The 12,921-nt window shown below is 61.6% G+C and carries 12 protein-coding genes; 7 read left to right on the top strand and 5 right to left on the bottom strand.

Going from position 1 to position 12,921, the window contains the following annotated elements:
• Window positions 1-111: 111 nt before the first annotated feature.
• Complete coding sequence (locus KI235_RS09570; protein ID WP_013692626.1) at window positions 112-1,410, bottom strand: MFS transporter; 1,299 nt, start codon at window positions 1,408-1,410, stop codon at window positions 112-114.
• Window positions 1,411-1,687: 277 nt separating this feature from the next.
• Here KI235_RS09570 and KI235_RS09575 point away from each other — a divergent pair, with 277 nt between their 5' ends.
• Window positions 1,688-2,677: an FAD:protein FMN transferase gene (locus tag KI235_RS09575; RefSeq protein WP_013692627.1), complete on the top strand. Its 990-nt coding sequence runs from the start codon at window positions 1,688-1,690 to the stop codon at window positions 2,675-2,677.
• Between the two features lie 211 nt (window positions 2,678-2,888).
• The gene (sthA, locus tag KI235_RS09580) at window positions 2,889-4,283 is read left to right on the top strand and encodes a Si-specific NAD(P)(+) transhydrogenase (protein ID WP_003183399.1); all 1,395 of its coding nucleotides are present in this window, start codon (window positions 2,889-2,891) and stop codon (window positions 4,281-4,283) included.
• 42 nt (window positions 4,284-4,325) lie between these two features.
• On the opposite strand, the gene KI235_RS09585 is transcribed toward sthA, so the two are convergent.
• Window positions 4,326-5,048, bottom strand: a complete 723-nt coding sequence (locus KI235_RS09585) for a glycerophosphodiester phosphodiesterase family protein (RefSeq protein ID WP_003199672.1) — start codon at window positions 5,046-5,048, stop codon at window positions 4,326-4,328.
• Window positions 5,045-5,641, bottom strand: a complete 597-nt coding sequence (locus KI235_RS09590; RefSeq protein WP_039010985.1) for a PilZ domain-containing protein — start codon at window positions 5,639-5,641, stop codon at window positions 5,045-5,047. The genes KI235_RS09585 and KI235_RS09590 overlap by 4 nt, the downstream gene beginning before the upstream one ends.
• A gap of 94 nt (window positions 5,642-5,735) precedes the next feature.
• Here KI235_RS09590 and KI235_RS09595 point away from each other — a divergent pair, with 94 nt between their 5' ends.
• From KI235_RS09595 to KI235_RS09605, 3 genes are all read left to right on the top strand, one after another.
• Window positions 5,736-6,986, top strand: a complete 1,251-nt coding sequence (locus KI235_RS09595; RefSeq protein WP_003199675.1) for a lipoprotein-releasing ABC transporter permease subunit — start codon at window positions 5,736-5,738, stop codon at window positions 6,984-6,986.
• Window positions 6,987-6,993: 7 nt separating this feature from the next.
• Window positions 6,994-7,677: a lipoprotein-releasing ABC transporter ATP-binding protein LolD gene (gene lolD / locus KI235_RS09600; RefSeq protein WP_162843734.1), complete on the top strand. Its 684-nt coding sequence runs from the start codon at window positions 6,994-6,996 to the stop codon at window positions 7,675-7,677.
• Window positions 7,678-7,740: 63 nt separating this feature from the next.
• On the top strand, window positions 7,741-8,985 hold the full coding sequence (locus KI235_RS09605; protein WP_003199679.1) for a lipoprotein-releasing ABC transporter permease subunit: 1,245 nt from the start codon (window positions 7,741-7,743) through the stop codon (window positions 8,983-8,985).
• A 166-nt stretch (window positions 8,986-9,151) separates the two neighbouring features.
• On the opposite strand, the gene KI235_RS09610 is transcribed toward KI235_RS09605, so the two are convergent.
• Together KI235_RS09610 and KI235_RS09615 are read right to left on the bottom strand one after the other, a co-directional pair.
• Entirely contained in the window at window positions 9,152-10,501 is a 1,350-nt protein-coding gene (locus KI235_RS09610; RefSeq protein WP_003199681.1) for a heavy metal sensor histidine kinase, read from the bottom strand.
• On the bottom strand, window positions 10,498-11,178 hold the full coding sequence (locus tag KI235_RS09615; RefSeq protein WP_003199682.1) for a heavy metal response regulator transcription factor: 681 nt from the start codon (window positions 11,176-11,178) through the stop codon (window positions 10,498-10,500). Before KI235_RS09615 ends, KI235_RS09610 begins: the two co-directional genes overlap by 4 nt.
• Window positions 11,179-11,335: 157 nt before the next feature.
• On the opposite strand from KI235_RS09615, the gene KI235_RS09620 reads away from it, so the two are divergent.
• Window positions 11,336-11,881, top strand: coding sequence for a cupredoxin family protein (locus KI235_RS09620; RefSeq protein ID WP_027912665.1), 546 nt, complete (start codon window positions 11,336-11,338; stop codon window positions 11,879-11,881).
• A 61-nt stretch (window positions 11,882-11,942) separates the two neighbouring features.
• On the top strand, window positions 11,943-12,773 hold the full coding sequence (gene queF, locus KI235_RS09625) for an NADPH-dependent 7-cyano-7-deazaguanine reductase QueF (protein WP_013692631.1): 831 nt from the start codon (window positions 11,943-11,945) through the stop codon (window positions 12,771-12,773).
• The last annotated feature ends 148 nt before the right edge of the window (window positions 12,774-12,921 follow it).

A 12,921-nucleotide genomic window follows, 5' to 3' on the forward strand; every position in this document is an offset into this window, starting at 1 on the left:
GGCCTCTTCGCGAGCAGGCTCGCTCCCACAGTTGACCGAGTTGTTGCTGATGTATGCGGTCCAATGTGGGAGCGAGCTTGCTCCGGGCGGCGATCCGACGATAGCGATGTGTCAGGCGCCGCCGACGACTGAAGCTTGTGCAGTCCGCAGTGCATGCCGATTGCCCTTGAACAGCACCAGAGTCGCAATCAACCCCAGCACCGCCGCACCACTGAGCCATATCCCCGGTGCAGCCTTGTTGTCGAGCACATGAATCAGATACGTACAGGCTGCCGGGGTAAATCCGCCGAACGTCGCTGTCGCCAGGCTGTAGGCCAGGGAGAAACCGGTGGTGCGCACCTCGACCGGCATGATTTCCGTCAAGGCCACGACCATTGCACCGTTGTACGATCCATACAGGAATGACAACCACAGCTCGACGATCAGCAAATGGCTGAAGCTGGGGTTCGCCACCAACCAGGACAGCGCCGGATAGGCGGTGAGGATCGCCAGGACAGTCGCACCGAGCAGCAGGGGTTTACGTCCGATCTTGTCGGAAAACGCCCCCATCACGGGCAGCCAGAAGAAATTTGACAAGCCGATGCACACCGTGACCAGCAGCGCATCCAGGTCCGACAGGTTCAGCTCGGCCTTGCCGAAGGTCGGTGTGTAGGCGGTGATCAGGTAGAACGACACGGTGGTCATCACCACCAGCGCCATGCCGGCCAAGACAATGCCGAAGTTCTGACCGATGGAACGGACAATTTCCGACAGGCTGGGACGATGTTTTCTCGCTTGGAACTCAGGTGTTTCTTCCAGTGAGCGACGAATCACGAATATCGCCGGCACAATCATGCACCCCACCAGGAACGGTACGCGCCAGCCCCATTCGCCCATTTCCTGGGGGCTCAGCCAGTGATTGAGGCCCACCCCCAGCAGGCCGGCAAACACCACGGCAGCCTGTTGGCTGGCGGATTGCCAACTGACAAAGAAACCCTTGCGCCCCGGCGTGGAAATTTCCGCCAGGTAAACCGACACGCCGCCCAGTTCCACGCCCGCGGAGAAACCTTGCAGCAATCGGCCCAGCAGCACCAGCAAGGGGGCCGCCACGCCCAGGGTGGCGTAGCCCGGCACGCAGGCGATCAGTATGGTGCCCATGGCCATCAGCGCCAGGGTGATGATCAAGCCTTTGCGGCGGCCGTGGCGGTCGATGTAGGCGCCGAGAAAAATCGCTCCAAGGGGACGCATCAGGAACCCGGCACCAAACGTGGCCAGGGACAGCATCAGCGAGGCGAACGCACTGTCGGCGGGGAAGAACGTCTTGGCGATGGCTGTGGCGTAGAAGCCATAGACCATGAAGTCGAACATCTCCAGGAAGTTGCCGCTGACAACGCGAAAAATCGCCTTGCCGTTGCTCGTTTGGGAAGACATGTGTAGGTACTCACTCTGGCAAATCTTGTATGGAAGCGCTGCGTCCCCTGCGGGAGCCTTGGTGCCTTGGTGCCTTGGAGCCTGTGGGAGCAAAGCTTGCTCGCGATGAACGATGACGCGGTCTTGCTGCTAAACCGTATCGTCTGCATCGCGAGCAAGCTTTGTTCCCACAGGGCTCCATTGGCTCCCACAGTTTTTGCGTGCGCTGGAGTTCATAATGGCCGGCGCGGTTTTGAGGGGAGATGAAGATTTGTTAACTGGACGATGGATTGGGCTTATGGTGCTGGCCGGCGTGTTGTCGGGTTGCGGCAACGGCGACACCCTGGAACGCTTCGACGGCCCGACCATGGGCAGTCACTATTCCATTCAGTACGTCAGACATTCCGCCGGGCCCGCTGTGAAAACGGTGCAGGCCGAAGTGGAAAGCATCCTCGCCGAAGTGGATCGGCAACTCTCGACCTATCGCAGCGACTCGGACATCGAGCGTTTCAACGCGCTGCCGGCCAACAGCTGTCAGGTCATGCCTGGCCCGGTCCTGGAGTTGGTCCGCGTGGGTGAGCAGTTGTCGGTTCAAAGCGACGGCTCCTTCGACCTGACCGTGGAGCCGCTGCTGAACCAGTGGGGCTTCGGTCCCCAGTCCCGGGAAGAGAAAGTGCCGACCGCAGAAGCTTTGGCCCTGGTGCGCCAGCGCGTCGGCCATGGTCATTTGCGCATCGAGGGTGATCGGTTGTGCAAGGACGCTGCGGTGGAAGTCGACTTCAACAGTATCGCCGCAGGCTATGCCGTCGACCGCATCGCCGCCAGGCTCCAGGCCCTGGGTATCGACAGTTACCTGGCCGAAGCCACCGGCGAACTCAAGGCCGCGGGGCACAAGCCCGATGGTTCGGCCTGGCGCATTGCCCTGGAGGAGCCTCGGGACGACCGGCAAGTGGCCGAGCGTGTCATCGAGGTCGACGGCTACGGGGTTTCGACCTCGGGCGACTACCGTAAATATTTCGAACAGGGCGGCAGGCGTTATTCCCACACCTTTGATGCACGTACTGGTGCGCCGGTCCTACACAACCTGGCGTCAGTCACGGTGATTCATCCTTCGGCGTTGATGGCCGATGGACTATCGACGCTGTTGCTGATTCTCGGTCCTGAACGGGGTTGGGACTATGCCCAGAAACATGGCATCGGGGTATTTTTCGTGTTGCGCGATGGCAATCGTTTTGTCTCCCGTACCAACGATGCATTTGAACGGATCAGCAGCGGAAAAACCCAATGATGACAGCGCCCTGAAAGGTTACCTGTGGCGAAATAGCACAGGCAAAACTAGCCTACGACGCGACCAAGGGGTAATGTGCGCGGCGTTGACGCTTCTATAGACTGTGGCCGGGCTCGTGAACCGGCCCCAAATTGTTCCTTCATGCCGCAGGCCGGCATGATTTAGCCGTCGGTGCCAAGTGAGGCACAGCGGCCTGTTCTGAGGAGTACGCATGGCTGTCTACAACTACGACGTGGTGGTACTGGGCTCCGGCCCGGCGGGGGAAGGCGCGGCAATGAACGCGGCCAAGGCAGGGCGCAAGGTGGCGATGGTCGACAGCCGTCGGCAGGTCGGCGGCAACTGCACCCACTTGGGTACCATCCCGTCCAAGGCCTTGCGTCACTCGGTCCGGCAGATCATGCAGTTCAACACCAACCCGATGTTCCGGGCCATCGGCGAGCCGCGCTGGTTCTCCTTCCCGGACGTGCTCAAGAGCGCCGAGAAGGTGATCTCCAAGCAGGTGGCCTCGCGCACCGGCTACTACGCGCGTAATCGCGTTGATGTGTTCTTCGGCACCGGCAGCTTTGCCGATGAGCAGACGGTTGAAGTGGTCTGCGGCAATGGCGTGGTCGAGAAGCTGGTGGCCAAGCACATCATCATCGCCACCGGTTCGCGCCCGTATCGCCCGGCCGACATCGATTTCAACCATGCACGTATCTACGATAGCGACACCATCCTGAGCCTGGGTCACACCCCGCGTAAGCTCATCGTCTACGGCGCTGGCGTGATCGGTTGCGAATACGCCTCGATCTTCAGCGGCCTGGGTGTGCTGGTGGAGCTGGTGGATAACCGCGGCCAGTTGCTGAGCTTCCTGGACTCGGAAATCTCCCAGGCCCTGAGCTATCACTTCAGCAACAACAACATCACCGTGCGCCACAACGAAGACTACGACCGCGTCGAAGGCGTCGACAATGGCGTGATCCTGCACCTCAAGTCCGGCAAGAAGATCAAGGCCGATGCCTTGCTCTGGTGCAACGGTCGTACCGGCAACACCGACACCCTGGGCCTGGAAAACATCGGCGTGAAGGTCAACAGCCGCGGCCAGATCGAAGTCGACGAGAACTACCGCACGTGTGTGCCGAACATCTACGGTGCCGGTGACGTGATTGGTTGGCCGAGCCTGGCCAGTGCCGCTCACGACCAGGGCCGTTCGGCCGCCGGCAGCATTGTCGACAACGGCAGCTGGCGCTTCGTCAACGACGTACCGACCGGCATCTACACCATTCCGGAGATCAGCTCGATCGGCAAGAACGAGCAGGAGCTGACCCAGGCCAAGGTGCCGTACGAAGTGGGCAAGGCGTTCTTCAAGAGCATGGCGCGGGCGCAGATCGCCGGCGAGCCGCAAGGCATGCTGAAGATCCTGTTCCACCGCGAGACCCTGGAAGTGCTGGGCGTGCACTGCTTCGGCTACCAGGCCTCGGAGATCGTGCATATCGGCCAGGCGATCATGAACCAGCCGGGCGAATTGAACACGTTGAAGTACTTCGTCAACACCACGTTCAACTACCCGACCATGGCCGAAGCCTATCGGGTAGCGGCCTATGACGGGCTCAACCGGCTTTTTTGAGCGGCTCCGGCCGGTGGCCTGAGCCGGCCGGGGAGACCGATTTCAGCAATTCTCGAGGGTGGCAGTGGCCAAACCGGGAAAGTCTGTAATCAGGCTGTCAGCGCCAAAGTCGGCGAGCCTGCGCATCAGCGCGGGCTCGTTGACGGTCCACACCGACACATGCAGCCCCTGGCGCTGCGCCTTGATCAGGCGTTCCGGCGTGCACAGGGTCCAGTTCAGCGCCAGAATCTCGCAGCCGTAACTCTGGGCGACCTTCAACGGGTCGAGCCAGGCGTATTCGGCCACCAGTCCGCGGGAGATGTCCGGGGTCAGGTCCAAGGCTGCCTTGAGCACTTCCCGGGAGCTGGACGTGATGGTGATTTTGTCCAGCAGCCCGAAACGCTGGGCCATTTCGCGGATGCCCAGCACCGTGGCGGCGGCGCGGGTGCGCGAGGCGCTCTTGACCTCCAGTTGCCAGTGCTCGAAATCACACTTCTCGAACAGCTCCTCCAAGCGTGGGATCGGGCACGGCTTGATCCAGCCCGGGCCACCCTTGCGCGCATCGTAGGTCACCAGCTCGGCGGCGGTATGCTCCACCACCTTGCCCCGGCGATCGGTGGTGCGCTTGAGGGTCGGGTCGTGGATCACCATCAACTCGCCGTCCATCGAAAGGTGCAGGTCCAGCTCGCAACGGCGTACGCCGTGCTTGAGGCACTCCTGAAAGCCGGTCAGGGTGTTTTCCGGTGCTTCGCCCTTGGCGCCGCGGTGGCCATAAATGAGGGTCACGGTTCTTCCTTATTGATACCTGAGTCGTTCTGTTCCCGAGCCAGGCGACGCTCTTGCGCCTGTTTCTGCAGGATATAGCGGGCCAGCAACTGGCGCTGGGCGTCGGTCGGGCGTTCAAACTCGGTGCCGACGTCGAAGCCGTCGCCCTTGGGGTCGCAGTGGGTGACCCGTGCCCGCAGCAACAAGCCGAGGGCTTGCGGCATCAGCACCAGTTTGATCGACAGGTGGGTGCCGACCGCGATCGGCGTGAGGTGTTGGAAGTCGATGCCGCCTTCGGAAATGATCACCGGCTGCGGCTCGCCGATTTCGCCGAGCACCGTCAGGGCAATGACCTGGCTGAGCAGGTCGATGCGTTTGTTCATTGCCTTGAGGTATGCCGCGATGCTGCGTTCGCGCTCGCTGATCTGGCGCAGCAGGTGCTGTGACTCGAATTCGCTCAGGTGCAATTCACTGAGCAGATTGAACAGTGGAGAAGCATCCTGCAACACTTCCTGATCAGCAGCTTCAGGAATGGACAGGGGCCGAATTTCCAGTGCGATCGTGTCCTCGATACGGTAGTATTCGCGGCGATCTTCTTCATCTAATGTCGACATGGCGAACCCATGGTAGCGGCGGTGGTCTGAGTGTAAAGCTGGTTTGTGACCCCCGCCACAAGGACGTTCCTTTTCCCTCCGAACAAGCCCCGACATGTTCAGACCTCTCTTCGTATTTATCGGCACGCGTTATACCCGTGCAAAGCGTCGCAATCATTTCGTATCGTTCATTTCCCTGACGTCCATCATCGGGCTGGCCCTTGGCGTGGTCGTGATGATCGTCGTGCTCTCGGTGATGAACGGCTTCGACCATGAGATGCGCACCCGCGTGCTGGGCATGGTGCCCCACGCGACCCTCGAATCCGGCGAAGCCATCAGCGATTGGCCGAGCCTGGCCGCCAAGGTCAAGCAGAACCCGCAGGTGCTGGCCGTTGCGCCGTTCACCCAGATGCAGGGGCTGCTGACCAATGACGGCAAGGTGTCCAAGGTCTTGCTCAATGGCATCGATCCTGGGCTCGAGCGGCAGGTGTCGATCATCGACAACTTCATGCAACAGGGAAAACTCGATGACCTGGCGCCAGGCAGTTTCGGCATCGTCATCGGCGACAAGGCCGCGGCCAAACTCGGCGTGGCCATCGGCGACAAGCTGACCTTCGTCGCCCCGGAGGTCACCGTGACCCCGGGCGGCATGTTCCCGCGCATGAAACGCTTTACCGTGGTCGGCATTTTCCATGTCGGCGCCGGCGAGCTGGATGGTTACCTGGGCGTCACCAATCTCCAGGACCTGGCGCGCCTGCATCGCTGGAAGCCGGACCAGGTCCAGGGCCTGCGGCTGAAGTTCGACGATCTGTTCCAGGCACCGCGCGTTGCGTGGACCATCGCCCAGCAGCTCGGCGAAGACCGTTACTACGCCCGGGACTGGACCCGTACCCACGGCAACCTGTACCAGGCGATCCGCATGGAAAAAGCCATGATCGGCCTGCTGCTGTTGCTGATCGTCGCCGTGGCGGCGTTCAACATCATCTCCACGCTGGTGATGGTGGTGAACGACAAGAAGGGCGACATCGCCATCCTGCGCACCCTCGGTGCCACGCCGGGGCAGATCATGCGGATCTTCATGGTCCAGGGCACGGTCATCGGCGTGATCGGTACGTTCGTCGGCGCTCTGGTCGGGATGTTCGCCGCGCTGAACGTCAGTGCCGCGATTGCCGCCCTCGAAGGCCTGATCGGGCACAAGTTTCTCAACGCCGACGTGTACTTCATCGACTACCTGCCATCGCAATTGCAGGCCGATGACGTGTTGATGGTCTGCGGCGCCGCGTTGGTCCTGAGTTTCCTCGCCACCCTGTATCCTGCCTGGCGTGCCGCGCGCACCCAGCCTGCGGAGGCGTTACGTTATGAGTGAGTCGGGCATGAGTGAAAAAGCAATCTTGAGCTGCCGCAACCTGGGCAAATCCTACGAGGAAGGTCCGGAGTCGGTGGTGGTGTTGTCGGGCCTGCAACTGGAGTTGCATCCTGGCGAGCGCGTGGCGATTGTCGGCACCTCCGGGTCGGGCAAAAGTACCTTGCTCAACCTGCTGGGCGGCCTGGATACGCCGACCGCCGGCAGTGTCTGGCTGGCTGGCGAAGAACTTTCGGCACTGAACGAGAAGGCCCGTGGCCTGTTGCGTAACCGTTCCCTGGGCTTCGTCTACCAGTTCCACCATTTGCTGCCCGAGTTCACCGCGCTGGAAAACGTCTGCATGCCGCTGTTGATCGGTCGCACGGCGATTCCTGAGGCCCGCCAGCGTGCCACGGCGTTGCTGGAGCGGGTAGGGCTGGGGCATCGCCTGGAGCACAAGCCGGCCGAATTGTCCGGTGGTGAGCGCCAGCGCGTGGCGATTGCCCGGGCCCTGGTCAACAAGCCTGGCCTGGTGATGCTTGATGAGCCGACCGGCAACCTCGACTCCCACACCGCCCAAGGCATCCAGGATTTGATGCTGGAGCTCAGCACGTCGATGCGCACCGCGTTCCTGGTGGTGACCCACGACATGAACCTGGCCCGGCAGATGGACCGCGTCCTGCACTTGCAGGAAGGTTGCCTGACGCCCATCTGACCGACCGAAACCCGGCGTTTGCTACACACGCCGGGTCTTTTATTTTTATACGGTGCCCCGCGAATGTTCAGACCGTTATCGATCTTTATCGGCACGCGCTATACCCGCGCCAAGCGCCGCAATCGCTTTGTTTCGTTCATCTCCATGACCTCGATGATCGGCCTCGCCCTGGGTGTGCTGGCGATGATCGTGGTGTTGTCGGTGATGAACGGCTTCCAGCGCGAAATGAGCTCGCGCATCCTCGGCATGGTGCCCCACGCCACTATCGTCGGCGTCAATCCGATCGACGATTGGCAGCCGGTGGCCGCCGCGGCGTTGAAAAACCCTGAAGTGACTGCCGCCGTGCCGTTTACCGAGATGGAAGGGATGCTGAGCCATAAGGGCTCGATGCAGCCGATCCAGATCAGCGGCGTCGACCCGGCCCAGGAAGGCAAGGTGTCCATCGTCGCCCAGCATATCGTCCAGGGGCGTCTCGATGCCTTGAAGCCGGGCGAGTTTGGCGTGGTGATCGGCGAAATCACCGCCCGGCGTTTTCGTCTGAATGTCGGCGACAAAATCACCCTGATCGTGCCGGAAGTCAGCACGGCCCCCGGCGGCATCACCCCACGGATGCAGCGTTTGAATGTGGTGGGTGTGTTCAAGGTGGGCGCCGAGCTGGACGGCTCCATGGCGCTGATCCACCTGGCCGATGCCGCACAGATGCAGCATTGGCAGCCGAACCAGGTGCAAAGCGTGCGTCTGGCGGTGAAGGACTTGTACGCAGCGCCGAAGGTCTCCGGTGACATTGCTACCGGTCTTGGCGCGGCCTACAAGGCCGACGACTGGACCCACACCCAGGGCAGCCTGTTCAGTGCCATGAAAATGGAAAAAACCATGATCGGCTTGCTGCTGCTGATGATCGTCGCGGTGGCGGCGTTCAATATCATCGCCACCCTGATCATGGTGGTGAACGACAAAGGCGCGGACATCGCGATCCTGCGCACCATCGGCGCCACGCCGCGGCAGATCATGGCGATCTTCATGGTCCAGGGCACGGTGATTGGCGTTGTCGGTACGCTGATTGGCGGCGTGCTGGGGGTGATCGCGGCGCTGAACGTCAGTGCGCTGGTGGGCTGGCTGGAACGGGTCAGTGGCCAGCACATCTTCAGTTCCGATGTGTATTTCGTCAGCAACCTGCCGTCGGAGCTGCAGCGCGGTGATGTACTGCTGATCTGCTCGGCCGGGTTCATTCTGAGCTTCCTTGCCACCGTGTACCCGGCGTGGCGTGCGGCGAAGATCGAACCGGCGCAGGCGTTGAGGTATTCCTGAAACGACACAGACCTCCGTGGCAGAAGGGCTTGCTGAAGATTCCGCTGTGGGAGCAAGGCTTGCCCGCGATGCAGACGACGCGGTCTGCGGGAGAAACAAGGCACCGGCATCGCGGGTAAGCCTTGCTCCCACAGATATGTTCCTTCGCCACAGGGGGGCGTCGGGCTTAATCTCCCTTCGGTAATTCGATCAGGAACCGCGTCCAGCCATCGGCCGATTCACAGCGGATCTGTCCGCCATGGGCGCGGATGATCGAGCGGGTGATGGCCAGTCCGAGCCCCGCGTGTTCGCTGCTGCCCTCCTGGCGGGCTGGGTCGGCGCGGTAGAAGCGGTCGAACAGGCGCGGCAGCAAGTCCGCTGCAATCCCCTCACCACTGTTTTCCACGCTGATGTTCACCCCTTGAGCCTCATCGACAATTCGCACCCGCACTTCGCCGTCAGCGGGGGTGAAGCGCAGCGCGTTGTCCAGCAGGTTGGAAAGCGCCCGGCGCAACATGTTGCGGTCACCCTCGATGCGGCCATCGCCCTCGCGGCTCAGGCGTACGTTGGTGTCTTCGGCCAGCGGCGCGAAAAAGTCCAGCAGCACGTCCACTTCCTCGGCCAATTGCAGCGGTTCGCGATTGAGCGCCAGCAGGCCGTGGTCGGCCTTGGCCAGGTACAGCATGTCGTTGACCAGTTGCGCCATCCATTGCAGTTCTTCGAGATTGCTGTGCAACGCCTCGCGGTAATCCTCCAGGGGGCGTTCGCGGGTGAGGGTGACCTGGGTGTGGGTCAGCAGGTTCGACAGCGGCGTGCGCAATTCATGGGCAATGTCGGCAGAGAACGCAGAGAGTCGCTGAAACGCATCGTCGAGGCGTCCGAGCATGGCGTTGATGCTGTGGGCCAATTCCGCCAGTTCGGCGGGCATTTGCTCCTCCGGCAGTCGGGCGTTGAGTGAGCGGGCCGAGACACTGCCGGCAATGGCGCCCATGCGCCGCAAGGGGCGCAAGGCCCGTCGGGCGGCCCAGGCGCCGAGCAAGGCAGTGGCCAGGGCCGAGAGACCGACGGTCAGCCAGATCAAGCGCTGCATGCGTTGCAGAAAGTGCTGGTGATGGGTGATGTCCAGCAGCAGGGTCAGTTGCGGCGAGTCGGCTCGATCGGGATACAACGGCGCATTCAACACCCGGTAATCGGTGTCGGCATCGTTGAGGGTCGACAGGCCGGGCCGCTCTGGCAATTGAGCGGGAATCCGGATCGAGCTGTCGTACCAGCGCACACCATCGCTGCCCTTGATGCGCAGCGCCAGGTCGGCCTGACGGCTCAGTTCATCCTCCAGGCGGGCCTGGGTCTGCTCGGCGTCGAGATCTTGCAGGGCCCGGCGCAGGCCGATCAGCTTGCCTTCGAGCAGTTGCTGGTCCAGCTCGATGAAATGCGCCTCGCTGCCACGGCTGAACAACACCCCGGCAAACAATGACACCACGGCAGTGCAGGCGGCGAACAGCAGCGCCAGGCGGCTGCTCAGTGACCACCGCCTCACAGGCTGCGCTCTTCAAGCACATAGCCCATGCCCCGAACGGTATGGATCAGTTTGCTGGGGAAGTCATCGTCAATCTTGATTCGCAGGCGTCGTATCGCGACTTCGATGACGTTGGTGTCGCTGTCGAAATTCATGTCCCAGACCTGGGACGCGATCAGCGATTTGGGCAGCACTTCGCCCTGGCGGCGCAGAAGCATTTCCAGCAAGGCGAATTCCTTGGCGGTGAGGTCGATGCGCCGACCGCTGCGTTCGACGCGACGGCGGATCAGGTCCAGGCGCAAGTCGGCCAGTTGCAGGCTGGTTTCCTGCTGTGTCGAACTGCCTCGACGCAACAGACTGCGCACCCGTGCCAGCAACTCGGAAAAAGCAAAGGGCTTGACCAGGTAATCATCGGCGCCCAGCTCCAGGCCGTGTACGCGATCCTGTACCGCATCCCGCGCGGTGAGAAACAGCACCGGTGTATCCAGCCCGGCGCCACGGACGGCTTGCAGGATCTGCCAACCATCGCGGCCGGGCAACATCACGTCGAGGATCAGCAAGGCGTATTCACCGCTCAAGGCCAGTTGCTGGCCGGTGATGCCATCGGCCACCAGATCGGCGTTGAACCCGGCTTCGCCCAGGCCCTGGCGCAGGTATTGGCCGGTTTTGGTTTGGTCTTCGACGATCAGCAGTTTCATGGGCAGCTCAGGGCATGGTTTGAACGTGGGCGTTATACCGCGGCGGCCGGGGTCGTGGCACAACCTGACAGAGTTGTAATGCAACTGTCAGTCAATTGGCAGCCGCACCGATCTAGAGTCTTGGGCAAGTTGAACCTTACCTTGTCGGAGTATGAACATGTTGATGGTAAACCGTCTGATCCTGGCCGCCTCTGCGTTGGTATTGAGTACCTCGTTGTGGGCATCGCCCGGTGCGCACTTTGATTTCGGCCAGCCCGCACCGGCGGCCAAGGCCAGTCGCACCATCGAGGTGGTGATGGGCGACATGTCGTTCAACCCTGGCACGCTGGATATCAAGGCGGGCGAGACGGTGCGGTTTGTATTGATCAATAAAGGCCAGTTGTTGCACGAATTCAACCTCGGTAACGCCGCGATGCATGCCCAGCACCAGCAGGAAATGCTCAAGATGCAACAGAGCGGCATGTTGACACCCACCGGGATGAAGCCGGGAATGGACCATGCCTCGATGAATCCGGCCTCGATGGGGCATAGTGGTAAAGACGGCATGATGGGCCACGACGACGCTAACAGCGTTCTGGTCGAGCCGGGCAAGTCCGCCGAGCTGACCTGGGCTTTTGGCAAGGCTACACGGCTGGAATTTGCCTGCAACGTCCCCGGTCATTACCAGGCCGGGATGAAGGGCGACCTGACAGTCAGTCAGTAAGCACTCAAAGGCTGCGGCAAAGGCTGATAGAATCGGCTGATTCTTCAGTCAGGTTTCCGTCATGCATCCCGCAGCCGAACATTCGCCGCTGGGCAAATCCAGCGAATACATCGCCACGTACACGCCGTCACTGCTGTTCCCGATCCCGCGCACGGCGAAATGGGCGGAACTGGGCCTGACGGCCGAGACCCTGCCGTACAAAGGCGTGGATTTCTGGAACTGTTTCGAGCTGTCCTGGCTGTTGCCGTCCGGCAAGCCGGTGGTGGCCATCGGTGAATTCGCGATCCCGGCGGATTCGCCGAATATCATCGAATCCAAATCCTTCAAGCTGTACCTCAACTCCTTGAACCAGACTCCGTTTGCCGATACCGCGAGCCTGGAAGCGACCCTGCGCCAGGACCTGTCGGCGGCTGCCGGCAAAGCAGTGGGCGTGCGGATCCGCAGCCTCAAGGATGTGGAGCGTGAAGGCATCGTGGCATTGCCCGGTACGTGCATCGATGATCTGGACATCAGCGTCGACTCTTACGCGCACCCGCGTCCGGAGCTGCTGCGTTGCGATGCTTCGCGCATCGTCGAGCAAAGCCTGCACAGCCATCTGCTCAAGTCCAACTGTCCGGTGACCAGCCAGCCAGACTGGGGCAGCGTAGCGGTGGAATATCGCGGCGCGGCCCTGGACCCGGCCAGCCTGCTGGCCTACATCGTCAGCTTCCGCCAGCATTCGGATTTCCATGAGCAATGCGTGGAGCGGATCTTTCTCGACCTGCAGCGCTTGCTCAAGCCAGAGAAATTGACGGTGTACGCGCGGTATGTGCGTCGGGGCGGGTTGGATATCAACCCGTATCGCAGTACTGAAGACGTTCAACTGCCAAACCATCGCCTGGTCCGCCAATAAACGTTCCTTGTGAAAGTGAGCTCTTGTGGGAGCGAGCTTGCTCGCGATGAGTCCGGTACATTCGACATTGATGTCAGCTGACACACCGACTATCGCGAGCAAGCTCGCTCCCACAGGGATTGCATTGCAGGTCGTGAAACTAAAAAGC

Origin of the sequence: Pseudomonas sp. St386, from assembly GCF_018325865.1 — a bacterium.
In the GTDB taxonomy this organism is placed as follows: Bacteria; Pseudomonadota; Gammaproteobacteria; order Pseudomonadales; family Pseudomonadaceae; genus Aquipseudomonas; species Aquipseudomonas brassicacearum.

Coding starts and splice junctions, on each gene's coding strand:
- KI235_RS09595 (WP_003199675.1), top strand. CDS start 5,736: ATGTTCAGACCTCTCTTCGTATTTATCGGCACGCGTTATACCCGTGCA.
- KI235_RS09570 (WP_013692626.1), bottom strand. CDS start 1,410: ATGTCTTCCCAAACGAGCAACGGCAAGGCGATTTTTCGCGTTGTCAGC.
- lolD (WP_162843734.1), top strand. CDS start 6,994: ATGAGTGAAAAAGCAATCTTGAGCTGCCGCAACCTGGGCAAATCCTAC.
- KI235_RS09615 (WP_003199682.1), bottom strand. CDS start 11,178: ATGAAACTGCTGATCGTCGAAGACCAAACCAAAACCGGCCAATACCTG.
- queF (WP_013692631.1), top strand. CDS start 11,943: ATGCATCCCGCAGCCGAACATTCGCCGCTGGGCAAATCCAGCGAATAC.
- sthA (WP_003183399.1), top strand. CDS start 2,889: ATGGCTGTCTACAACTACGACGTGGTGGTACTGGGCTCCGGCCCGGCG.
- KI235_RS09620 (WP_027912665.1), top strand. CDS start 11,336: ATGTTGATGGTAAACCGTCTGATCCTGGCCGCCTCTGCGTTGGTATTG.
- KI235_RS09575 (WP_013692627.1), top strand. CDS start 1,688: ATGGTGCTGGCCGGCGTGTTGTCGGGTTGCGGCAACGGCGACACCCTG.
- KI235_RS09590 (WP_039010985.1), bottom strand. CDS start 5,641: ATGTCGACATTAGATGAAGAAGATCGCCGCGAATACTACCGTATCGAG.
- KI235_RS09605 (WP_003199679.1), top strand. CDS start 7,741: ATGTTCAGACCGTTATCGATCTTTATCGGCACGCGCTATACCCGCGCC.